Origin of the sequence: Streptomyces sp. NPDC087859 (assembly GCF_044742595.1) — a bacterium.
In the GTDB taxonomy this organism is placed as follows: domain Bacteria; phylum Actinomycetota; class Actinomycetes; order Streptomycetales; family Streptomycetaceae; genus Streptomyces; species Streptomyces canus_F.
This window is the reverse complement of the sequence record NZ_JBIUUU010000019.1, coordinates 50,655-71,374: the sequence shown is the minus strand read 5'-3', so window position 1 is coordinate 71,374 and position 20,720 is coordinate 50,655. Positions and strand designations below refer to the sequence as shown.

The following is a 20,720-nucleotide window of genomic DNA, read 5'->3' as shown; positions in this document are numbered from 1 at the left end:
TGTCTGCCCGGGCCCGGTGGGGTGGGACACACCGGTCACAGGCGTGGTGACCGGGCCGGGCGGCCGGCCGGTTCGGCGCGGCGGGTGTCTGTCCAGGCCCGGTCGGGTGGGTCCCGGCTGCGGTGGCCGGGTGGGGGGCGGGCGGTCCGGTGGGGTGGTCAGTTCGTTGTGCGGCGGGCCTCTCGGTTGATCGCCCATGCGTCGGCCACCGGGCCCAGGTGGCCGAGCTTGTCGGGGTTGGTGACCGAGCGGATGGTGCGGATCCGGCCGTCGACGATGTCCAGCGTCCAGGTGTTGAGGACCTTGTTGTCCCGGTCGCGGAGGATCGCGCCGGGCTGGCCGTTGAGCTCGCGGGCCTCCACGACGCCGTCCACCCGGGCGAGCGTGGTGACCAGGGAGGCGAGCAGCCGTGCCACGTGGTCGTCGCCGACGACGGTCCTGGCCAGCTGCGGGCCCTTGCCGCCGCCGTCCCCGACCAGCTCCACGTCGGCGGCGAGCAGTTTGCGCAGACTGTCGACGTCGCCTTCCTTCAGGGCATCGAAGAACCGCCCGGCGAGCGCCTCGCACTCCTTGCGGTCGGCCTCGAACCGCGGCCGGCCCTCGTCCATGTGCCGGCGCGCCCGCACCGCGAGCTGGCGGCACGCCGTCTCCGAACGCCCCACCGCGTCCGCGATCTCCGGGAAGCCGAACGCGAACACCTCCCGCAGCACGAACACCGCCCGCTCCAGCGGGGACAGCCGTTCCAGCAGCAACAGGGCCGCCGTGGACAGCGATTCGGCGAGCTCCGCGGAGCGTGCCGGGTCCTCGTAGGAGTCGGTGAGCAGGGGTTCGGGCAGCCAGGGCCCGACGTAGGTCTCGCGCCGGACGCGGGCCGAGCGCAGCACGTCCATCGAGATCCGGGTCACCGTGGTCGACAGGTAGGCCTTCGCCGACCTGGGCACGGTCGAGGAGGCGTCCCAGCGCAGCCAGGTGTCCTGGACGGCGTCCTCGGCCTCGCTCACGCTTCCCAGGATGCGGTAGGCGATCGCGAACAGCAGCGGACGCAGTTCCTCGAACTCCTCGGTCCGTGTCACGCGGGCTCCTCCTTTTCTACGGTCCTACGGTCCCGTCCGGCCTGGCGGCGCTCGTCGGGTCAGGTCGGCGCGGGGGTGTCCGCGGTGGACGGGTCCGGGTCCCTCACCCAGCGGATGGTCTGGATCCGCCCGTCGAGGATGTCGAGGGCGAGGGCGCTGAGGACCGTGCCGTTGCGGTCGCGGAAGACCGCACCGGGACGGTGGTCCACCTGCCGTGGCTCCAGGGTGACGCCGACCTTGACCAGGGCCGGGACGATCGTGGCGAGGACCCGCGCGACGTGGTCCGCGCCGGCGATGCGCCGCGGCCAGGCCGGGGCCGTACCGCCGACGGCGCTCGCCCTCGACACGGCGGCGGACAGCTGGTGGCACGCCGCTTCCGAGCAGCCCACGGCGGACGCGATCTGGGCGGGGCCGCATCCGAAGACCTCCCGCAGCACGAACACGGCGCGCTCCAGCGGGGTCAGCCGTTCCAGCAGCGACAGGGCGACCGCCGGCGGTGCTTCGGCGGGCTCCGGCGGCCGCGGGGGGTCCTGGCGGGAGCGGTGGTGGGGGGTGGCGCCCGGTGACGGTTCGGGCAGCCAGGGCCCGGGGTGGCGGTCCCGCCGCGGGCGGGGCCGGCGCAGGGCGTCGAGGCAGATCCGGGTGATCGTGGCGGTGAGGAACTCGCGGTCCGAGGCGGGCTGTTCGGGGGTGGCCTCGTAGTACAGCCAGGCCTGGTGCACCGCGTCCTCGGCCCGGCCCGCGCTGCCCAGCATCCGGTGGGCGATCGAGAACAACAGGGGCCGCGCCTCCTCGAACTCTTCGATCCGGCTCATGCGGGCCCCTCCTTGGATCCGAGCGGGCGTCAGGCCGCCGACACCATCGCGCATCTCACGGTCGGCGGCGGGGTCGGCTTCCTGAATGCTCCGCGACGACCGCGCCGGCCCCGCTGTCAGCCGGGGCACCTGTGCGGCGGGGGCCTTCGCGTGCGGCCCTGCCCGGATCGAGCCGGCGGGTGTACGTCGCAGCGGGGGGCTGGGGCCGCGGGACGGACGTCCGCCAACAGGCCCGCCCGCCTCCGGGGGGAGGGAGGCGGGCGGGACGACTTGCAGCTCCACCTTAGGGGCGGCGCGGGCTCATGTCCCGTGCGCGCTACGGGGGTTCGAGCACGGCTGCCGCGGAGGTCGAGGCTCCGGTGCGGCACCGGGGCCACCCGCCGCGCGCCTCGCATCGTCAGTGACGGTCCTGGCCGGCGTAGACCGCGAGGAAGGCGGCGAGCCCGCGCACCGCGCCACCGCTCGGGCCGAGCGCGGTGAACGGGACGCTGTGTCCGAGTCCGGCCGACAGCGTGCTGTGCGCCCGCAGCGCGGCGGCCACCAGACGGTCGCCGCCCGGCGGGCACCGGCCGTGGTCCGGCCCGGCGCCCGCCATGGAGCGGGCCTCGGCCCAGGCCTGAGAGGTGAGTTCGACGGTCCGTGCAGGTGTCGTCGGAGTCGGCATGACGGCACTCCTCGGCTGGTCGGGGTGTACGGAGTCGGCTGGTCGGGCGCGAAATCGCCCCACCGGGGCACGAAAGCGGCTGGTCGGGCGGGCAAGCGATCAGACGGGGTGTACGAGCGACCGACCCACCGGCCTGGGGCGGCAGCGGCTGGTCGGGACGAGCGCGCGGGTAGGGAATCAGCGCGGTTGAGGGGCGGCAGGGAGTCGGAAGCGACGACCGGGGCACGAAAGCAGCTGGTCGGGCGGGCGAGCGGTCAAGCGGGGTGTACGAGCGACCGACCCGCCGGATTGGGCGCGGCAGCGGCTGGTCGGGACGAGCGTGCGGGTAGGGGGAGTCAGCGCGGTTGAGGGGGCACCAGGGAATCGGAAGCGGACGACCGGGGCCCGAAAGCGGCTGGTCAGGCGGGGAAGCGGTCAGGCGCGGTGTGCGAGCGACCGACCCACCGGCCTGGGGCGGCAGCGGCTGGTCGGGACGAGGGTGCGGGTGGGGAATCAGCGCGGTTGGGGGGTCATCAGGAGTCGCTGTGGGTGCAGGGTGGTGTGGGCTGCCGGGCGGATCGTGGTGCCGGGTGGGATGGTCAGCCGCCATTCGCGGGTCACCGCGCCGAGCAGGGTCTCGAGTTCCTTCCAGGCGAACGGCTCCCCGACGCACCCTCGGGCCCCGGCGCCGAAGGGGATGTACGAGGCGTCCTGGGCGGTCGGGCTCGCGGTGAGCCAGCGGTCCGGGTCGAAGCGGTGCGGGTCCGGGTAGCGGTCGGGGTCCCGGTGCAGCAGGTAGGAGCTGAACATCACGTGCGTGCCCGCGGGGAGCGTGCGGTCGTCGAGGGTGACGCTCGAGAGGGCCTTGCGGCAGGTGATCCACACGGGCGGGTAGAGCCGCAGCACCTCGGCCAGGAACCGCAGGGTGTAGCCGGGCGGACCGTGGCCGTGCCCGTGGCCGGAGGGGGCGGCCGGGCACCCGCCCGCCGTGCGCGCCAGGTCCTTGAGGACGTACTCCTCGATCTGGGGGTGCTCCGCGAGCACGTACAGGGCCCAGGACATCACCGAGGCCGTGGTGACGGTGGCCGCGATCAGCATCATGACGGCCTCGTCGTAGATCTCGTCCGTGCTCAGCGCGGGGGTGCCGGTCCGCTCGGCGTCCGACAGGAGTGCCGAGAGATAGCCCGCCGTGGCGTCGGGGCGGTCGGCGAGGCACCCGGCGAGCAGGGACCGGAAACCGGTGAAAGCGCTAGCCAGCCGCCGGGCGGGCCCCCGTTGCAGGGCCGCCCTTCCGTGCAGCGGCTTTCCGATCATCTCCCGGGCCAGGACGGTGAGTTGTTCGACGAGCGCGCTCGCCGTGTCGCCCGGCAGACCGTCGAAGAGGGTGCTCAGCGCGATGCCGCTCGCCGCCCGGCACATCGTGGCCTGGACGTCGACGGGCCGGCCGGGACGCCATGCGGCCACCGCGTCCCGGGCGATCTTCTCCATGCCGGGGGCGTGGTCGACGGCCGCCGCCGTGCGCACATACGGATGCGCCAATCGCCGGTAGTGCCGGTGCAGGGCGTCGTCGTCCGCGAGCAGCCCCGCCTTGCTGAGGATCCTGGCCTTCTGGAAGAGCTCGCCCTTGCCGTAGTGCTTGCCGTCCTTGACGAGGATGCGGCGGACCAGCTCCGGGTCCGTGACGAACTCGGCGGCCACGCCGTCCACCGACACGGTGCGGACCGGGCCGCCCTTCAGCAGTCGCCGCATCCGGCCGAAACGGAACTCCACGGGCGCACGCGCGCTACGCGGCGTCGGCGGCATGGTCGATGGACGGCATCAGGTCCAGTCGGCTGCGCTCGCGGAACCGGTAGTACGACTGGAGCTTGTAGTACTCCTCGCCCGAGGACGTCATGGCCGCGTACACCATCTTGGGATCGTCACGGCCGTAGGCGACGCTCTTCACGAAGTGCTCGATCTTCGGGCCGAGCCGGGCGGGCAGCGACAGCGGGTCCTGGGTCTTCACGCTGAAGGCGATGCGTTCGATCCGCGGGGAGTCCCAGCTCAGCGTGGCGTAGAAACCGAAGGACTTCTCGCAGAACCTGAGCATCTGCTCGCTCGGGTCGGGCATGCCCATGGCGCGGTGCATCGCCAGGACCTCGGACGGCCGGCGCAGGTCGTCGGGGAATCCGGTGAAGTACAGGTTGACGGTGCCGCCGCGGTAGTCGATCGCGACGACGTCCACCTTCTCGGCGAGGCCGCGGTCGGCGAAGAAGGCGAAGTTCTCGGTGAGGCTGGGCGGCATCGACGGCAGGTCGCGGAGCTTGGCGAGGCTCTGGGAGCTGCCGCCGGGGAAGTACACCCAGATCTTCCGGAAGCCGCCGACGATCCCGAAGTCGATGCCGTAACTGTCGATGGGGCAGTGCCGCTGGATGTCGGCGAGCAGGGATTCCGCGGGCCGGCCGGTCTCGGTGATGAAGCCGTGGGCGCGGGCGCGGAGGTAGGGGTCGATGCTCCGGGGGAGGGTGAAGCGGCAGTCGAACTCCCCTTCGTGGTGGGAGTTGGTCGCCACCCGGAAGGCGATGATCGCCTCCGGCAGCGCGTCCTCGTACGCCGCGAGGACGGGCCAGACCTTCTCGCGCGAGCAGGACACGTCGATGAGCGCGGCCGATTCCTCGACGCCGGCGAAGAGATCCGCCGGCTGCGCGGTTCCCGACATTCTTCCTCCAGGTGTCGTGCTCGGGCGGGTCACTTGTTCCGGTAGGCCACGCGCAGGGCCATGTTCGTCAGTTCGCTGCGCCACACCGGGTCGACGGGCGCGTCGGCGATGGCCGCGCAGCCCTTGTCGACGAGGCCGGCGATGTGCCGTTCGACGTCCTCGGGGACGCCGGTGTCCAGCAGCCGGCCGCGTACCTCGTCGGGGGTGTGGCCGGGCTCGGTGATGAGGCCGTGGATGTGCGCGTCGCGCTGCATCGCCCAGCCGAGGAGCAGGGTCATCTTGTGCTGGCTGAAGTCGAGTCCGGCGGTCTTGCCGGTCTGGGCGGAGTCGCCGAACGCGTCGAGCAGGTCGTCGCGGAGCTGGAACGCCTCACCGACCGCCTCGCCGTACTCGGCGAGGGCGGGCGCGAGGTCGGCGCGGCCGGCCGCACTCGCGCCGACGACCAGGGGGCGGTGGATGGTGTAGCGGCCGGACTTGATCAGGGCGATCAGCCGGGAGAGCGCGGGGTCGACGGAGAACTCGGCGGCCGCAGCGACGTCCATGTACTGGCCGATCATCACTTCGGAACGCAGGTGGTGCCATTCGGGGCGGGCCGCGGCCGGGGCGTGGGACATCAGCTCGTCGGAGTAGACCAGGGCCAGGTCGCCGACGAGGAGGGCGACGCCCTCACCGAACCGGCGTGACTCGCCCTGCCAGCCGCGGCTGCGGTGCAGCGTGGCGTGCAGGAGGTGGACGGCGGGCTTGCCGCGCCGGGTGCGGGAGTCGTCCAGGACGTCGTCGTGGACGAGGGCGGAGATGTGCAGCATCTCCAGGGCCGCGGCGGCATCCACGATCCCGGGGTCCTCGGGGTCGCCGCCGGCGGCGAGGTAGCCGGCGAGGCAGAACGCCGGGCGGACGAGCTTGCCGCCCGCCTCGACCAGGTCGGACAGCGCGTCGATGGCGACCACCGCCCGCTCGTTCACCTCGGCGTAGCGGGCGCGCTCGGCCGCGAGGAAGGAACTGAGCCGCTCCTGCACCCGCTGGAGCAGCTCCTCGACGGTGCGCCGCGCCACGGCGGCCGACTCCTGGCCCTGGGCGGTCCGGGGGATCACTTCAGTGGTCACGACACATCTCCTTGTGCGGGTGCGGTGCTCGAGCACGTGAGGCGGGGTCAGGAGGACTCGGCAACGGGTGGGAACGGGGAACGAGGGGGCACCGCCCGCGGAGTGGCCCGGGGGCGGTGCGGGTGACGCGGTTCAGGGGGTGTCACCGGTGGGCGGTGGTGGCGGGGCCGTACGGCGGGGCGGGGCCGGCGCGGGGTCAGCCCAGGTAGCGCTGGATCGTCGGCTTGAGCAGCTGGATCAGTTCCTCGGCCGGTACCGACGCGATCGGCTCCAGCTTGACGACGTAGCGCATCAGGACGGCGCCCCAGACCTGCCCGGCGGCCGCGTTGATGTGGACCGCCGGCACGCCGAAGGTCTCGGCCGCCTGGTAGATGTCCATCCCCTCGACGCCGATGGACTTGCCGGCCTGCGCGAAGAGCTGGTCGGCGAGGAAGCGGCGCATCTGCTCCGCGCCTTCCTCGCTGTTGACCGCGGCCTGGAGGATCCCGAGCAGCTTCGGCCGTACCTCGGGGTTCTCCCACAGCGCGAAGGCGCCGCGGAGCAGGCCCTCGGCCAGGTGTTCGCGCGACCCGGCGAGCGCGGCCGCTCCGGCCTGGCCGAGGGCGCCGCCCAGCGTGTCCCAGGCGGCGCCGCGCTCCGTGGCCTCGGTGGTTTCGGACATGTCCCCTCCTCAGATCACTGCGCCGCGCCGAGGTAGCGGTGGAGCGTCGGGTTGATGAGCTTGATCAGGTCGTCGACCGGGATGGACGCGATCGGCTCCAGCTTGACGACGTAGCGCATCAGGACGGCGCCCCAGACCTGCCCGGCGGCCGCGCCGAAGTTGACCGGCGGCACACCGAGGAACTCGGCCATCTGGTAGATGTCCAGGTCGGTGGCGCCGATGGACTTGCCGGCCTGCGCGAAGAGCTGCTCGGCGATGAACCGGCGCATCTGCTCCGCGCCTTCCTCGCTGTTGACCGCGGCCTGGAGGATCCCGAGCAGCTTCGGGCGTACCTCCGGGTCCTCCCACAGCGCGAAGGCGGCGCGCAGGGCGCTCTCGGTGAGCTGCTCGCGCGGTCCTTCGAGGGCGGCCGCGCCGGCCTCGCCGATCACCCCGCCCAGTGTGTCGACGGCGGCACTGCGCTCGTCGATCTCAACGGTTTCGGACATGACTCCTCCTGGCGTTGCTTGAGGTCCCTGATGTCACTGCTCGGCGCGCCAGGCGGCTACGAGCTGTTCGAACGTGGCGGCCAGCGGCAGGTTGTTCCAGAACGAGGCCGGCCGGCGGAAGTACACGGCGAGCTTGTGGTACTCCTCCTGGCGCGAGATCGTCTCGCCGTAGACGAGGACGCGCGCGCCGTCGTACTCGTACGGGGCGTTCTTCGCGAATTCCGAGATCTCCGGGAACAGCGTCGTCGGGTACGACTCGGGATTCGGGCTCACCACCGAGAAGCAGATCCGGTCGATGTCCGGGGAGTCCCAGCTGAAGGTGGGGTAGATCGAGAAGGAGTTCTGGACGAACTCCAGCAGCTCCGGGGTGCTCGGCTCGGGCAGTCCGGTGTCGTGGAGCACCGAGAGAACGGTCTTCTCGTCGAGTCCCCCGGCCATGAAGTAGATGTTCACGGTCTTCTTGGTGTAGTCGATCCCCACGATCGACACACGCTTTTCCAGACCGATGTCCGCGAAGGTGCGGGCGTGCTCGGCCAGGCTGCTCGGCATGGACGGGAGCGAGGCGAGGACGGAAAGGTCGCCCAGGTCGTCCAGGGGGAAGAAGATGTACGTCTTCTTGAAGCCGCCGACGACTCCGCACTCGATGCCGTAGAAGGTGACGGCGGAGCTCTCGAGGATCTCCGGGATGAGGTTGGCGACGGGGTGGTCGGTCTTCTCGATCCAGCCCTCGCGCACGGCTATGTCGTACGGGTCGCCCGCCTCGAGCGGCACGGTGAAGTTGTAGTCGATGTCGCCCCGGTGACGCTCGCCGCCGGCCATGGCGAGGACGACCAGGGACTCTTCGGAGACCCCGTCGCCGAACGCGTCCAGGACCGAGCGGACCTTGTCCCGGGGGACGTCGATGTCCAGCAGGCCGGACGCTTCCTCGATCGCGGAATACACGGCTTCCGCTTTTTCTGACACGGACATTGATCCTCCAGGCTTGAGCCTTTGTTTTCGTTCAAGGAATGTCAGGCGACCTTCGTCGCGGACAGGACGGCTTCTGCGGTGAGGGCGTGCGGGGGCAGGTTCTCCCAGTCGTCCATGACCGCCTTGGTGACCTTGAGCCCGGATTCCTCGAGCCAGCTCTGCCAGGTCGAAAGCTTCTGCGGACCGCCCTTGCCCATCGTGCAGCCGACGAAGAAGCTGGAGTAGAAGTCGACCGTGTAGTTGTCGGGGTCCTTGATGTCCTCGGGGAACACCGGCACCAGCACGTGCACCTGCGCGCCGATCCGCAGCGACTTGCTGACCTCGTCGAGGATCCGCAGGACGTCGCTCTTGTCGAACATGGGCAGGAAGTGCTTGATCAGGACGACGTCGAAACCCTCGGGAACACCCTCGAAGACATCTCCGCCGATGAACGAGCAGACGTCTTCCACCCCTTGAGCGCGGAAGTTCGCCAGGCATTCGGCTTCCTTGTCGGGAAGGTCAAAGGTGGTGACCCGAAGTCCGGGCGAACCCTTCAGCTTGAGCGTGTCGACGGCGCCGAGCCCGGTGTTCCCGGCGAGGTCGAGCACGTTGGACCCGGCCGGGATGTCGATGTTCTCGAAGAACCACGGGTCGACGTGGGCGGTGACGGTGTCCATCAACCGGGCCCAGGGCTCGCGCAGTTCCGGCAGCTCGCCGAGTGCGCCGTAGAGGTCGCCGTCGTATCCGTACAGCTCCTTCAGGGCGACGACCTCGCCGGCGCGGACGGTCTCGGTGAGATAGAACAGCTGCCGCAGCGTGACCGCCTTGATCATGTACAGATCGGCGAGCGCCTGGTCGATCAGCTTCTCGGAGACGCCCGCGAGGCCGTCGAGGCGGTAGCCGCCGGAGGTCTCGTCCTGGGCGACGAAACCCTCCTTGACCATCAGCAGGAGCAGCTGTTCCACGGCGTCCGGCTTGGCGCCGGCGACCTCGCCCAGCTCGGCCGCCGTCAGGCCGGGCCGGTCCCGCAGCGCGTCGATGATGCCCAGCTCGAAGCAGGACACCAGCGTCATGAACCGCGACGGTCCCACCATGTACTCGCGGAATCGCGCCAGCGTCGCTTCCGGTGTCATTGCAACCGACCTCTTTCAGTAGCGATGGGGATCCGGCTCGCGGCCGAAGCGGCCGTACGCGTGTCTCAGGCGACCTTCGTCGCGCTGAGGACGGCCTGGACGGGAATGACGTCCGGGGGGATCTCGGCGGCGCTCTTGGTGACCGCGCGGGTCACCTTGAACCCGGCCTGCTCCAGCAGGCTCTGATAGACCGACAGCTTCTGCGGACCGCCCTGGCCCATGGCGGCGCCGATGAAGAACGCCGGGAAGAAGTCGACGTTGTAGTTGTCGGTCTGCGTGATGTCCTCGGGGTAGACCGGCACCAGGATGTGGATCTGGCCGCCTTCCTCGAGCGAGTCGTTGGCTCCCTGGAGGATTCTGAGCACGTTGTCCTTGTCGAACATGTCCAGGAAGTGCTTGATCAGGACGACGTCGAACCCCTTGGGGATCTCGTCGAAGACGTTGCCGCCGATGAACGACAGGTGTTCCTCGAGGCCTTCGGCCCGGAAGTTCGCCAGCGCCCTGGCCTCCTTGTCCGGCAGGTCGAAGGTGGTCACCGTCAGACCGTCGGAGGCCTTGTGCCGGTAGGTGTGGATCGCCCCGAGGCCGGTGTTGCCGGCGACGTCGAGCACCCGGGCGCCGGCCGGGACGTCGATGTTGGCGAAGAACCAGGGGTCGATGTTGGCGGTGACCGTGTTCATCAGCTTGAGCCAAGACTCGTTGAGGTCCTGGTGGTCGGCGACCGCGTCGTACAGGGTGCCGTCGGCGCCGTAGAGCTCCTTCAGGCCGACGACCGTGCCGGTGCGCGCGGACTCGGTGAGGTAGTACAGCTGTCTGAGCGCGGTGACCTTGATCAGGTTCATATAGGCCAGGGCGCGGGCGAGGTCGCTCTCGGCGACCTCGGCGAGGCCGTTGAGGCGGTAGCCGCCGGAGGTCTCGTCCTGGGCGACGAAGCCCTCCTTGACGAGCAGGAACAGCAGCTGTTCGAGTGCGTCCGCCTTGGCGCCGACCTTCTCTCCCAGCTCGGCCGCCGTCAGGCCGGGAGTCTCGCGCAGTGCGTCGACGACACCGAGTTCGAAGACGGACAGCAGGGTCATGAACCGCGACGGTCCCACCATGTACTCGCGGAATCGGGCGAGCGTCGCTTGCGGTGTCAAGGCGTTGGTCCCCTTCGGATGGGTGGATGTCCCGGCCGCGGCGGTGTGCTGGTCACCGCTCACGCCTGCTCCTGGAACCGCTGGGCCAGCGCGCGGCGCTGCACCTTCAGCGTCGCGGTCCTGGGCAGTTCGGCCTGCGGGATCTGCACGGGGTCGGCGAGCTGGGGGAACTCGGCGACGGCCGCCCGCCAGCGGTCCAGGTCCAGCGGCTTGTCGTCGACGGTGCAGATCACCGGGACGGGTTCGGCGTCGGCGCCCTGCACCACGACCAGCTCGGTCAGCTCGTGCAGTTGGCCCAGGACGACGTCCTCGATCTCCAGGGAACTCTTCACGCCGGGGATCATGTCGATCTCCCGGTCGAGCATGTGCAGGCAGCCGAACCGGGTGCGGTATCCGACGTCGCCGGTCCGCCACCACTGGCCGTCGCGGTTGGCGTCGTAGCGGTCCTGCTCGCCGAAGTAGGTCTTGGCGATGCCGTCCCAGGCGACCTCGATGGAGCCGGGGTTGGTCTCGGAGGGGGTGTTGCCGTCCCGGCTGACCACGCGGATCCGCGCGGCGCCCCTGGGCATGGCCCAGCCGACGCAGCGCCCGTTGGCTTTGTGCGCGGAGTGGCGGAAGTAGGCGCGGCCGACGGCCGGACCGACCTCGCTCTGCCCGTAGATCTGGAAGAACAGGGCGCCTTTGCGGTGGGACGCCTTGAGCAGCCTGCTCATGGTGCCGGGGTGGATGGCGTCGAAGGTGCTGCTGAAGACCTTCACCGAACCGAACGGCGCGCGCGGGTCCTCGGCGAGTTCCTCCCACTCCATCAGCGAGTTGGGCAGTGCCTCCACGAAGGCGGGCCGGTGCTGGACGAACTGCTCGGCGACCTCGGCGGGGCCCGTCTCCCGCATGAGCAGGACCGGGTACTCCTTCAGCAGCGCCAGCGACATCGCCGCGACCATCCGCGAGTGCACGAAGGGCACGTTGATCGCGACGGTCTCCTTCTTGCGCATCAGGGACAGCAGCCGCCACTGCGGTACGAGGCGGATGCCCTGGGTGCGGGGCGTGTGCACGACGAGCTTGGGGATGCCGGTGGTGCCGGAGGTGTGGGTGATGACGGCGGCCTCGTCGATGGGCCGTACGACGGGCTTCACCCGGGGGCTGCCGGCGAGTTCGGCGAGCGAGATCGACCCGGGCCGGTGGTCGGCCGAGGTGATGATCCGCCGGGTGAGGCCGGTGAGGGGTACGTCGGCGAGGACGTCGAGCTTGGCGCCGTCGGTGAGCAGGGTCGGCCGGTCGACCCGCTCCAGCAGGACGCCCACGGTCGTGGGGTCCAGGGCCGGCGACAGGTTCACGACGACGCCGCCGATGCGGGAGACGGCGGCGGCGAGCATCCAGTGGTCGGCGTTGGCCGTCTTGTAGATGACGACGCGCTCGTCGGGCCGGACGCCGGCCGCCCACAGTCGGGCCGCCAGGTCGTCGACGTACTCGGCGTAGCGGGCCACCGTCAGACGCCGTCCGGCCTCGGGCAGGACGCCCAGGTCGTGGTCGAGGCTGATCGGGGTCGACGGGTTGACGGCGGCCGCCATCTGCGGCAGCAGGCCGATGTGAAGACCGCGCTTCTGTATCGAGTGATAGGCCACAGAGCCCTTCATGTGGGCTGTCTCCTTTGTGGTGGGCGGTGAACGTTCGGGCGGTCGCCGGCGCGGTGCGGGACGCAGGGGACAGACCAGGAGGGCTCAGAAGGAGTGCGGGCCGAAGCGGCCCCATGCCACGAAGGCGGCCACGGCGAGCAGGACCACGTTGACCACGATCGCCTGGGACTCGTGGCGGCGCAGATGCGTCAGGGCGGCGCCGATCATCAGCAGCACCAGGCCCGTCGCGGCGATCGGCACCAGCACCGGCGCGATGTCGAGGGCGGCGGGCAGGATCAGGCCCAGCCCGGCCAGCACCTCCAGGGCACCGATCGTCTTGACGCCGCTGTCGCTGAAGTCGTCGACCCAGCCGTAACCGCCCGCGGCCAGCTTCGCCTTGGGCTGGGCCAGTTTCTGGGCGCCGCCCGCCAGGGCGAACGCGCCCAGCACTCCCGCGACGATCCACAGAGCAATGTTCATGAGAGTTTTCCTTCGACAGGTTCGGCTGGGGTGCGGCGGTGGCCGGCGTGCCGCTACTGGCTGTCGGGCACCAGCAGGGTGGTCTCCACCTGGGGTCGCCATCGGTAGTACGACTGGAGCTTGTGGTACTCGCCGCGCGGCGCCACCGTGATCGCGTAGACGAACTGGTGGCCGTCGGTGCGGTACGGAGAGTTCTTCAGGAAGTCCTCGATGTCCGGCTCGATGGTCACCGGAAGGGACAGCGGGTCGTCGGTCATGGCGGCGATGGTGATCCGCTGGACCTTCGGGGAGTCCCAGGTCAGGGTGGCGTAGATGCCGAACGCCCCGGTGGCGAAGCGCAGCAGCCGCTCGCTCGGCGCGGGCAGCCCGCTCTCCCGCAGGAGCGAGGTGAGCGCCCCGGGCTCGAAGACGGAGGCGGGGGCCGCCCCGAAGTACAGGTTCACCGACCGGTGCCGGTAGTCGATGCCGACCAGGCTCACCTTGTCGGCCACGCCGTACCGGGTGAACAGGTCGAGGTTCCCGGCCGCGCTCGCCGGCATCGACTCCAGTGCGACCAGCTCGGACAGCGGCTTGAGGTCGTCGAGCGGGAAGAAGGACCAGGTCTTCTTGAAACCGCCGACGACCCCGAAGTCGATGCCGCTGAACCCGATGGGGAATCCCGCGTGGAGTTCTGCCAGCAGGCTGCCGACGGGGTGGTCGGTCGCCTCGATCAGGCCGTTCGCCAGCGCGACGGCGTACGGGTCCAGGTCCGGCGGGAGCATGGTGAAGCGGCAGTCGAGATCTCCCGCGTTGCGCTCCCCCGTCGCCACCCGGAAGGCGACCACGGCCTGCTCGAGCGTGTCCCCGTAGGCAGACAGGATCGAGCGGACCGTCCGGGCCGAGCAGTCCACTCCCACCAGGCGGGAGACTTCCTCGATGATCGAAAGGTCTGCCGGGTCGGTGTTGTCCCGCATGTTCCCACCGTTCGTTGTCGGCACTGCGAACTGGCCTTCTGCTAGCGGGCGATGACCATCGTGGCGGGCGGCGCGGCGTGGAAGGACACGTCCTCGAAGCCTGCCTTGATCAGCCAGTCGCGGTAGTCGGAGCGCCGCCAGGTGCCGCCCTCGTTGCTCTTGAGCAGCATCTCCAGGGCGAAGAGCAGCGGGAACGCCGGAGCGCCGCGGTCGTCGTCGACGACGTAGTCGGCCACCACCAGGGCACCGCCGGGCTTGAGAGCCTTGCGGAGCCGGGTGAAGACCTCGATGTTGCTCTGGGCGTTCTCCTGGTGGGCGATGTGGGAGTAGACGGCGATGTCGTACAGCCCGGTGCCGAAGTCGGTGGTGTGGAAGTCACCGTCGAGGGTGGTGAAGCGGTCGCCCACGCCCTGCTCCCCCACCAGCCGGCGGGCGATCACGTTGATCGGCTCCCAGTCGAGCTGGACCGCGCGGGCGGCCGGGTTGGCCTTCAGCCAGATCGACGAGTAGATGCCCGAGCCGCCGCCCACGTCGAGGATCGAGATCTCACCGGCATCCGCGATGCCGAGCGCGTCGACACCGGCGTCCGCGGCGGGAACCGACACCGCGGCGATGGCGGGGACGATGCCCTCCCAGTGCGGGTTGTCGGCCACCTCGGTCTCGCCGCCGGCCAGCGGGCCGCCGATGCGGACGACCTCGGGGAGGTCGGTGAGGCTGCCCGTGTGCTGGAGCTTGAGCTTGGCGAAGCCGGCCAGGGAGGCGGGCTTGCCCTCGACCAGGAACGCGGACGCCTCGGGGGTGTTGCGGTAGCGCCCGTCCTCGAGCAGCACCAGCTCCACGCTGACCAGACCGTCCAGGAGGCTCTGCGCGCCCCGCTCGGAGATCTCGGCGCGGGCCGCCACCTCGGCGGCCGTGCCCGCGCCGTTCTCCAGGTGGGTGAAGACGCGGTGGGTGGCCGCGGCGCCGATGACACCGGTGTTCCAGTAGCCGTTGATCAGCCTCATCACACCGTCCGGTGCAGGCTGGTTGTTCGTCATGCCGCTCCCTTCAGGGTCCGGGCGGGCCGGGCGTGGGTGCGCAGTGCGGTGCGCAGGACCTCGGAGACCCGCTCGACCTGGCTCATGGTCAGCTCGGCGTGCATGGGTATGCCGAGGTTGCGCTGGAAGAGGTCCGCCGAGACCGGGCACACCTGCTGCGCGTCGAAGGCGGGCTGCACATGGTTGGCCCAGGTGCCGTGCAGGGTGCCGATGCCCTGGGCGCGCAGTTCGGTGGCGACGGCCCCGCGGTCGACGCTCGCGTCCAGCGTCACCAGGTAGGACTGCCAGGCGTGGGTGCGGTCCGCCGGCACGTGCGGCACCGTCAGCAGCTCTTCGTCGGCGAAGAGTTCGGCGTAGCGGGCGGCGACGGCGCGCCGGCGCTCCATGAGCTCCTCGATCCGGCCGAGCTGCACCGTCAGGATCGCCGCGGCGATGTCGGACAGCTTGAAGTTGTAGCCGATCTCGGTGAACTCGGGGATCGGCAGGCCGATGACCTGGCCCATGTCGAAGATGCTGCCGATGCCGAAGGCCGACAGCTGCCGTGCCTTCGCGCCGATGGCCGGGTCGGTGGCGATGAAGGCGCCGCCCTCACCGCTGGTGGCGCCCTTGCGTCCGTGGAAGGACAGACAGGCCACCTCGGCCAGCGATCCCGCCTCGCGTCCCTGGTAGGTGGCGCCGACCGCGCAGGCGGCGTCCTCGATGAGGAACAGCCCGTGCCGGTCGGCGATGGCCTGCAGTTCCGTGTAGTCGGCGGGCAGGCCGACGGTGTCGACGGCGATGATGCCGACGGTCCTGGAGGTGACGAGGTCCGCCACCGACTGCGGGTCCACGGTGCCGGTGTCGGCGCGGACGTCGGCGAAGACCGGGGTCCCGCCGACGTAGCGGACCGCGTGCGCGGGGGCGGGGAACGTGTAGTCGGCGACGATGACCTCGTCGCCCGGCTGTACGCCGAACGCGAGCATCGCCAGGTGCAGGGCGGCGCCGCAGTTGCTGACCGCGACGGCGTCACCGGCCCCGTAACGTTCCTTCAGCTGGGCCTCGAGGGCCTGGCCCTTGGGTCCCTGGCCCGCCGCCCATCCCGAGGCGAACACCTCGGCGACGGCGGCCAGTTCCTGCTCCCCGAGGCTCGCGAAAACCAGGGGGATCTTTTCGATGTCGCTCATCTCTGATTACGCTCCGCGCGGTTCGGAGGACTGGGGGTCGAGAAGGGCAGGCGGCTGGTAGCGCTGCGGGGTGATCTGGCTGACGTCGTAGCGCTTGCGCATCTCGTCGATGGCGTCGGGGTTGATGCCCCCGGCCGCCCAGATCTCCGCGATCTCCTCGAAGTACAGCTCGTGAACGGGTGACGGGTAGCACTGGAACAACATGCGCGCCGGTTTGTCGGAGGCATTCCTGAAGGCGTGCGGGGTTCCGGACGGCACGAACATGGAGGCGCCCTCGGTGGCCCGGACGACCTTGTCTCCGTCGGGGGACTCCCATTCGTGCCAGTCCTGTTCGGTGCGCCGGGTCGGCTCGAAAGCCAGGAGCTGGAGCTCCCCTTCCAGGACGTAGAAGAATTCCTGCGCATCGCTGTGGACGTGCGCCCCGACATCGAATCCGGGCGGTACGACCACCTCGAAGATCGATATCGCGGAGCCGTCTTCCTTTGTGGCCTTGAAGGTCACTTCCTGCGCCTTGGTGATCAGCTTTCGCCCCTGACCGGGCGGGAGGATGAGGCCAGTCATGGGGTCAGCTTCCTTTGTCCGCGCAGAATTTCACTTGAGCGAGGTTCCGGTGCCTTGCGTCGGGCTCAGTCGAGCTCTCCGGGGGCGTCGGCGTTCCAGCGGCCGAGCGCCATCTCGGCGGTGATCCCGGGGCCGAAGCCGGCGATCATGCCGGTGGCGTCCTGGGCCGGGGTGTCCTCCTCGAACAGCCTGCGGGCCGCGTCGAAGACGACCGCGCTGGCGATGTTGCCGTACTCGGTGAGGGTCGCCCAGCTGTGGCGGAACACCGTGCGGTCGACCTCGAGGAACTTGGCGAGGTCGTCGAGGATGCGCGGACCGCCGGCGTGGACGATGTAGAAGTCGAGCTTGCCGGCGTCCCAGCTGTGGTCCTTGGCGAACTCGCGCAGCACCGGCGCGAGCGGCTCCATCGTGCCGGGCACCCTGCGGTCCAGCTGGAAGTGGAAGCCGGTGTCCTTGACCGCGTAGGAGATCCAGTCCTCGGTGTGCGGGATGAGGTAGGAGGCGTTGCGCTCCAGCTCGATGCCGACACCGCCGTTGCCGCGGACCACGGCGGCCGCGACCGCGTCGCCGAACAGCCCGTCGGACAGCAGCGAGCCGATGTCGTCCGCGTCGGGCTGGTAGCACAGCGAGCACAGCTCGCAGGAGACGATCAGCACGTTGGAGCCGGGGTGGGCCAGGCAGAAGTCGTGGGCGCGGTTGACCGCCGCGCCGCCCGCCGCGCAGCCGAGCTGGGCGATGGGTATCTGGCGGGTGTCGGAGCGGAAGCCGAGCTGGTTGATCAGCCAGGCGGTCAGCGACGGCATGCTGAAGCCGGTGCACGACACGTAGATGATGGCGTCGATGTCACGGGCCGCCACGTCGGCGTTGCGCAGGGCGTCTTCGATGACCGGCGGGGTCAGCTTCCTGGACTCGGCCTCGTAGATGCGGTTGCGTTCCGTCAGGCCCGGGTGCCCGAGGGTCTGCTCGATGGGCTGGACGATATGCCGCTTCAGGACCCCGGTGTTCCGGATCAGCCGGAGCGCCAAAGGAAGCTGCGGCTTTCCCGCATGGGCTTTCGCGGCGAACTCAAGAGTCTCTTCGATGGTGATGACGTGTTCCGGCGCGCTCACCGCGGGCTTGCATAGCCTGGGCATATCTGGGCTCTACTTTCTCTAGAGTCTGCCTTCTGTACGTGACGAATCTGCGCACAGCTTCCGAAGCGGGCGCAGCACACGGGAGAAAACACCGCGGCGCGCGGGAATTGATGTGCGGGGAATCCTGTGCCGACCTGGCACGTCCCTGGTCCCACCAGTACAGAACCGGTGGACACTGGCTCAATCCGCTGCCCTGGAAATGATTTTGGGCAGGGAAGGCGTGCAGGAATAGTGACACGGCCGAACTCCCCGCGCCAAGGCCGCCCCAAAGTCATCCGAGCCGCTCCGAGGGAAACTCGAGCAGGGCACTGACGAGTCTCGACTTCGGCAGATCAACGGCCTTGTCGCGGTATCGCCTCGCTTCAGGCGCCACTCGGGCGCTGCCGGTTCTGTAGTGGTCTGCTGCGAGCATCGGCCGTAGCCACGAAACGAACTGGACGCGGAGGGCGCATGTCTCAGCAAGCCGAGGAAGCCACCGCCAAAGGCAGGCGATTCCCGGGGGCGCGTTCTCCGGCGAAGGGCAGACGGGGCCCGGCCGGCTCGGACAGGTCGGTGCGCTGGACCGGGCTCCTGGTCACGTTCCTCCTCGGTGCTCTCGCCGCGGTGCCGCCGATGTCGATGGACATGTATCTGCCGGCCCTGCCGGAGGTCACGCACAGCCTGGGGGCGTCCGCCTCGACCGTCCAGCTGACGCTGACCGCGTGCCTGATCGGCATGGCGGTCGGACAGCTGGTGGTCGGCCCGATGAGCGACCGGTGGGGCCGGCGCGGCCCGCTGCTGGCCGGGCTGACGGTCTACGTCGTCGCCTCCGCGATGTGCGCTCTGGCCCCCAACGTCGAGTCGCTGATCGCCTTCCGGGTGCTCCAGGGGCTCGCGGGATCGGCCGGGGTCGTCATCGCCAGGGCCGTCGTACGCGATCTGTACGACGGTCTGGCCATGGCCCGGTTCTTCTCCACGCTGCTGCTGATATCCAGCGTCGCCCCGATCGTCGCGCCCGTGATCGGCGGACAGGTCCTGCACTTCACCAGCTGGCGGGGCATCTTCGTCGTCCTCACCGGGATGGGTATCGCGCTCACCGTGCTGGTGTGGCGCCGGCTGCCGGAGACCCTGCCGCCCGAGCGGCGCCAGCGCGGCGGGGTGCGCGGGGCGATGTGGATCATGCGCGGGCTGTTCATCGACCGGGTCTTCACCGGCTACCTGATGACGAACGGCTTCGCGTACGGGGCGCTGTTCTCCTACATCGCCGCCTCGCCGTTCGTGATCCAGGACATCTACGGGGCGTCGCCGCAGACCTTCTCCCTGCTGTTCGGCCTCAACTCGCTCGGTCTGCTGGTCACCGGCCAGATCAACGGCAAGGTCCTGGTGGGCCGGATCCGGCTGGACAAGGTCCTCGGGTACGGGCTCGCGCTGCTCGCCGCCGGTGGGCTGGCGCTGGTGCTGGTGACGCAGGGCGTCTTCGGGGACCCGGGGACGGTCGGGATCGCGACCTGTCTGTTCGTCATGATCTCCTCGCTGGGTCTGATCCTGCCGAACACCAACGCGCTCGCCCTGATGCGCACCCCGCATGCCGCGGGTTCGGCTTCCGCGCTGGTCGGTACGTCGTGCTTCGTGATGGGCGCGATCGCCTCCTCGCTCGTCGGGATCGCGGGCAAGGAGACGGCGGTACCGATGGCCGTGGTCCAGCTGGGCAGCGCGCTGGCCGCGATGGTCTGCTTCCTGGGCGTGTGCCGTCCCTGGCGGAACCGGCCGATGGAGATGCCGAAGCACTGAACCCACCACTGGCGTCCGGGTCGTAACGAACCAGGCGGCGTACTCCGACACGGTGTCGGTGTACGCCGCCTTGTGGTGGGGCGGGGTGCGCGGGTCGAACGGTTCAGAGGCTGCGGGCGGTGATGTCGCCGTGGGCGGTGGTGGCGTGGATGGTCAGGTCGGCGGCACCGGCGTTGTGGAGGGTGTTGTCGATCCGGCCGTAGGAGGTGCCGGCGTCGAGGGTGGCGGAGGTGCCGCGGGCGGCGCCGATGGTCACGTGGCCCTGTTCGGTGCGCAGGGTGACGGTGCCGCGTACGGCCTCGGTGATGGTCAGGTCGCCCTTCTGGGTGCGGAGGTCCGCGTCCCCGGTCAGGCGGCCGACCGTGATGTCGCCGGCCTGGAGGGCGAGGCGGGCGCTCGCGGTCTCGTCGAGCTTGACCGGGCCCTGGGCGCTGTCGAGGGTGACGTCGCCGAGGCGTCCGACGCCGCGCAGTTCGGCGCAGGCGGACGTGACCTCGACGCGGGAGCCGGCGGGCAGCTGGACGGTGACCTCGACGGAGCCGGAGGGGCCGAAGGCCTGGTTCTTCGCCTCGGGGGCCTGGATGCGCAGGACGCCGTCGGCGCAGGTGACGGTGGTCTGTTCGGCCGCCTTGACGTCGCGGCTCTTGGAGGCGTCGGCGGGCAGGATCTCGACCGTGGTGTCGGTGCGGTCCGCGGCGATCAGCTGGATGCGGCCGGCGGGGATGTCGAGGACGGCGGTGACGGCGGCGGGGGTGGTGAACTTCTGCATCGTGCTCTCCTGTGACTCGTTGTTTCCGATGCACGAAAAGCTACGTTGCATTCACAAGACTGGCAACGAGCTTGTTGCATAAGAACACAGTAGTCGCAGGCCAGAGCAGGGAAATCGTTGCAGTGGTCTTCGAAGTTAACGCAACGAATGCCACTCATTCGTTGCAATGAATTGAAGGCGAACGCTATGCCTCGCGTTCCGGCGGCAGGATCAGGGTCGGTTCGAGGACCACGCGGGTCTCCGGCTCGGCGACCGTCCGGGCCAACTCGGGCCGCGCGCCGCGCTGTTGGCGCCACCCGGCCTGGGCGACGACCACGGCGACGTACGGGATGACGACCCCACCGACCAGGGCGCCGACCGCGACGACGGGCCAGCGGTTCCAGGTGAGGGCCATCAGGACCACGCAGGCGCTGCGCACCAGCATCGCGGCCACGTAGCGGCGCTGGCGGGCGCGCACATCCTCGCTCAACCCGGTGCGGGCCCGGGTGATGGACTCGGCCGGGGGGCCGTCCCGGCGCCATGACGTGCGGTTCATCGGGCCTC

The 20,720-nt window shown here is 70.2% G+C and carries 21 protein-coding genes; 1 reads left to right on the top strand and 20 read right to left on the bottom strand.

Going from position 1 to position 20,720, the window contains the following annotated elements:
• Window positions 1-158: 158 nt before the first annotated feature.
• The 18 genes from ACIOHP_RS37895 to ACIOHP_RS37810 all read right to left on the bottom strand — a co-directional run bounded on the left by ACIOHP_RS37895 (window position 159) and on the right by ACIOHP_RS37810 (window position 17,638).
• Entirely contained in the window at window positions 159-1,073 is a 915-nt protein-coding gene (locus tag ACIOHP_RS37895; protein ID WP_361554747.1) for an RNA polymerase sigma-70 factor, read from the bottom strand.
• Window positions 1,074-1,132: 59 nt separating this feature from the next.
• Window positions 1,133-1,888: a sigma factor-like helix-turn-helix DNA-binding protein gene (locus ACIOHP_RS37890; RefSeq protein ID WP_401894550.1), complete on the bottom strand. Its 756-nt coding sequence runs from the start codon at window positions 1,886-1,888 to the stop codon at window positions 1,133-1,135.
• Between the two features lie 397 nt (window positions 1,889-2,285).
• Window positions 2,286-2,552 carry a hypothetical protein gene (locus ACIOHP_RS37885; RefSeq protein WP_401894548.1) on the bottom strand — a complete coding sequence of 89 codons (267 nt, stop codon included), beginning with the start codon at window positions 2,550-2,552 and terminating at the stop codon, window positions 2,286-2,288.
• 492 nt (window positions 2,553-3,044) lie between these two features.
• A complete protein-coding gene (locus ACIOHP_RS37880; RefSeq protein ID WP_401894545.1) occupies window positions 3,045-4,301 on the bottom strand; it encodes a cytochrome P450 in 1,257 nt (418 codons plus the stop codon).
• A 13-nt stretch (window positions 4,302-4,314) separates the two neighbouring features.
• The gene (locus tag ACIOHP_RS37875) at window positions 4,315-5,229 is read right to left on the bottom strand and encodes an aromatic prenyltransferase (RefSeq protein ID WP_401894542.1); all 915 of its coding nucleotides are present in this window, start codon (window positions 5,227-5,229) and stop codon (window positions 4,315-4,317) included.
• 29 nt (window positions 5,230-5,258) lie between these two features.
• Window positions 5,259-6,332: a polyprenyl synthetase family protein gene (locus ACIOHP_RS37870; RefSeq protein ID WP_401894539.1), complete on the bottom strand. Its 1,074-nt coding sequence runs from the start codon at window positions 6,330-6,332 to the stop codon at window positions 5,259-5,261.
• Between the two features lie 196 nt (window positions 6,333-6,528).
• Window positions 6,529-6,993: a hypothetical protein gene (locus ACIOHP_RS37865; protein ID WP_361554765.1), complete on the bottom strand. Its 465-nt coding sequence runs from the start codon at window positions 6,991-6,993 to the stop codon at window positions 6,529-6,531.
• A 14-nt stretch (window positions 6,994-7,007) separates the two neighbouring features.
• Window positions 7,008-7,481, bottom strand: coding sequence for a hypothetical protein (locus ACIOHP_RS37860; RefSeq protein WP_384170470.1), 474 nt, complete (start codon window positions 7,479-7,481; stop codon window positions 7,008-7,010).
• Between the two features lie 33 nt (window positions 7,482-7,514).
• Window positions 7,515-8,444 (bottom strand): aromatic prenyltransferase, encoded by a 930-nt coding sequence (locus ACIOHP_RS37855; protein WP_401894536.1) that lies wholly within the window; start codon window positions 8,442-8,444, stop codon window positions 7,515-7,517.
• Window positions 8,445-8,491: 47 nt separating this feature from the next.
• The gene (locus ACIOHP_RS37850; RefSeq protein ID WP_361554774.1) at window positions 8,492-9,562 is read right to left on the bottom strand and encodes a methyltransferase; all 1,071 of its coding nucleotides are present in this window, start codon (window positions 9,560-9,562) and stop codon (window positions 8,492-8,494) included.
• A 65-nt stretch (window positions 9,563-9,627) separates the two neighbouring features.
• Window positions 9,628-10,761: a methyltransferase gene (locus tag ACIOHP_RS37845; protein WP_401894534.1), complete on the bottom strand. Its 1,134-nt coding sequence runs from the start codon at window positions 10,759-10,761 to the stop codon at window positions 9,628-9,630.
• Window positions 10,758-12,332, bottom strand: a complete 1,575-nt coding sequence (locus ACIOHP_RS37840; RefSeq protein WP_401894532.1) for a class I adenylate-forming enzyme family protein — start codon at window positions 12,330-12,332, stop codon at window positions 10,758-10,760. Before ACIOHP_RS37840 ends, ACIOHP_RS37845 begins: the two co-directional genes overlap by 4 nt.
• A gap of 84 nt (window positions 12,333-12,416) precedes the next feature.
• Window positions 12,417-12,791 carry a DoxX family protein gene (locus ACIOHP_RS37835; RefSeq protein ID WP_361554783.1) on the bottom strand — a complete coding sequence of 125 codons (375 nt, stop codon included), beginning with the start codon at window positions 12,789-12,791 and terminating at the stop codon, window positions 12,417-12,419.
• Between the two features lie 53 nt (window positions 12,792-12,844).
• Entirely contained in the window at window positions 12,845-13,744 is a 900-nt protein-coding gene (locus ACIOHP_RS37830; protein ID WP_401894530.1) for an aromatic prenyltransferase, read from the bottom strand.
• A gap of 41 nt (window positions 13,745-13,785) precedes the next feature.
• Window positions 13,786-14,781, bottom strand: a complete 996-nt coding sequence (locus ACIOHP_RS37825) for a class I SAM-dependent methyltransferase (RefSeq protein ID WP_401894527.1) — start codon at window positions 14,779-14,781, stop codon at window positions 13,786-13,788.
• The gene (locus ACIOHP_RS37820; protein WP_361494922.1) at window positions 14,778-15,935 is read right to left on the bottom strand and encodes a DegT/DnrJ/EryC1/StrS family aminotransferase; all 1,158 of its coding nucleotides are present in this window, start codon (window positions 15,933-15,935) and stop codon (window positions 14,778-14,780) included. Before ACIOHP_RS37820 ends, ACIOHP_RS37825 begins: the two co-directional genes overlap by 4 nt.
• A gap of 15 nt (window positions 15,936-15,950) precedes the next feature.
• Window positions 15,951-16,505 carry a cupin domain-containing protein gene (locus tag ACIOHP_RS37815; protein WP_401894525.1) on the bottom strand — a complete coding sequence of 185 codons (555 nt, stop codon included), beginning with the start codon at window positions 16,503-16,505 and terminating at the stop codon, window positions 15,951-15,953.
• Window positions 16,506-16,570: 65 nt separating this feature from the next.
• Window positions 16,571-17,638, bottom strand: coding sequence for a type III polyketide synthase (locus ACIOHP_RS37810; RefSeq protein WP_361494755.1), 1,068 nt, complete (start codon window positions 17,636-17,638; stop codon window positions 16,571-16,573).
• A 450-nt stretch (window positions 17,639-18,088) separates the two neighbouring features.
• Here ACIOHP_RS37810 and ACIOHP_RS37805 point away from each other — a divergent pair, with 450 nt between their 5' ends.
• On the top strand, window positions 18,089-19,408 hold the full coding sequence (locus ACIOHP_RS37805) for a multidrug effflux MFS transporter (protein ID WP_401894523.1): 1,320 nt from the start codon (window positions 18,089-18,091) through the stop codon (window positions 19,406-19,408).
• A 103-nt stretch (window positions 19,409-19,511) separates the two neighbouring features.
• Here ACIOHP_RS37805 and ACIOHP_RS37800 read toward each other — a convergent pair whose 3' ends face one another.
• On the bottom strand, window positions 19,512-20,177 hold the full coding sequence (locus ACIOHP_RS37800; RefSeq protein WP_401894521.1) for a DUF4097 family beta strand repeat-containing protein: 666 nt from the start codon (window positions 20,175-20,177) through the stop codon (window positions 19,512-19,514).
• A gap of 184 nt (window positions 20,178-20,361) precedes the next feature.
• Complete coding sequence (locus ACIOHP_RS37795) at window positions 20,362-20,712, bottom strand: DUF3099 domain-containing protein (protein ID WP_401894520.1); 351 nt, start codon at window positions 20,710-20,712, stop codon at window positions 20,362-20,364.
• Window positions 20,713-20,720 lie beyond the last annotated feature (8 nt).

Bases quoted from the DNA above. Each gene is read 5' to 3' on its own strand.
- ACIOHP_RS37890 (WP_401894550.1), bottom strand. From the start codon at position 1,888: ATGAGCCGGATCGAAGAGTTCGAGGAGGCGCGGCCCCTGTTGTTCTCG.
- ACIOHP_RS37885 (WP_401894548.1), bottom strand. From the start codon at position 2,552: ATGCCGACTCCGACGACACCTGCACGGACCGTCGAACTCACCTCTCAG.
- ACIOHP_RS37875 (WP_401894542.1), bottom strand. From the start codon at position 5,229: ATGTCGGGAACCGCGCAGCCGGCGGATCTCTTCGCCGGCGTCGAGGAA.
- ACIOHP_RS37865 (WP_361554765.1), bottom strand. From the start codon at position 6,993: ATGTCCGAAACCACCGAGGCCACGGAGCGCGGCGCCGCCTGGGACACG.
- ACIOHP_RS37860 (WP_384170470.1), bottom strand. From the start codon at position 7,481: ATGTCCGAAACCGTTGAGATCGACGAGCGCAGTGCCGCCGTCGACACA.
- ACIOHP_RS37850 (WP_361554774.1), bottom strand. From the start codon at position 9,562: ATGACACCGGAAGCGACGCTGGCGCGATTCCGCGAGTACATGGTGGGA.
- ACIOHP_RS37840 (WP_401894532.1), bottom strand. From the start codon at position 12,332: ATGAAGGGCTCTGTGGCCTATCACTCGATACAGAAGCGCGGTCTTCAC.
- ACIOHP_RS37835 (WP_361554783.1), bottom strand. From the start codon at position 12,791: ATGAACATTGCTCTGTGGATCGTCGCGGGAGTGCTGGGCGCGTTCGCC.
- ACIOHP_RS37830 (WP_401894530.1), bottom strand. From the start codon at position 13,744: ATGCGGGACAACACCGACCCGGCAGACCTTTCGATCATCGAGGAAGTC.
- ACIOHP_RS37825 (WP_401894527.1), bottom strand. From the start codon at position 14,781: ATGACGAACAACCAGCCTGCACCGGACGGTGTGATGAGGCTGATCAAC.
- ACIOHP_RS37815 (WP_401894525.1), bottom strand. From the start codon at position 16,505: ATGACTGGCCTCATCCTCCCGCCCGGTCAGGGGCGAAAGCTGATCACC.
- ACIOHP_RS37810 (WP_361494755.1), bottom strand. From the start codon at position 17,638: ATGCCCAGGCTATGCAAGCCCGCGGTGAGCGCGCCGGAACACGTCATC.
- ACIOHP_RS37805 (WP_401894523.1), top strand. From the start codon at position 18,089: ATGTCTCAGCAAGCCGAGGAAGCCACCGCCAAAGGCAGGCGATTCCCG.
- ACIOHP_RS37800 (WP_401894521.1), bottom strand. From the start codon at position 20,177: ATGCAGAAGTTCACCACCCCCGCCGCCGTCACCGCCGTCCTCGACATC.
- ACIOHP_RS37795 (WP_401894520.1), bottom strand. From the start codon at position 20,712: ATGAACCGCACGTCATGGCGCCGGGACGGCCCCCCGGCCGAGTCCATC.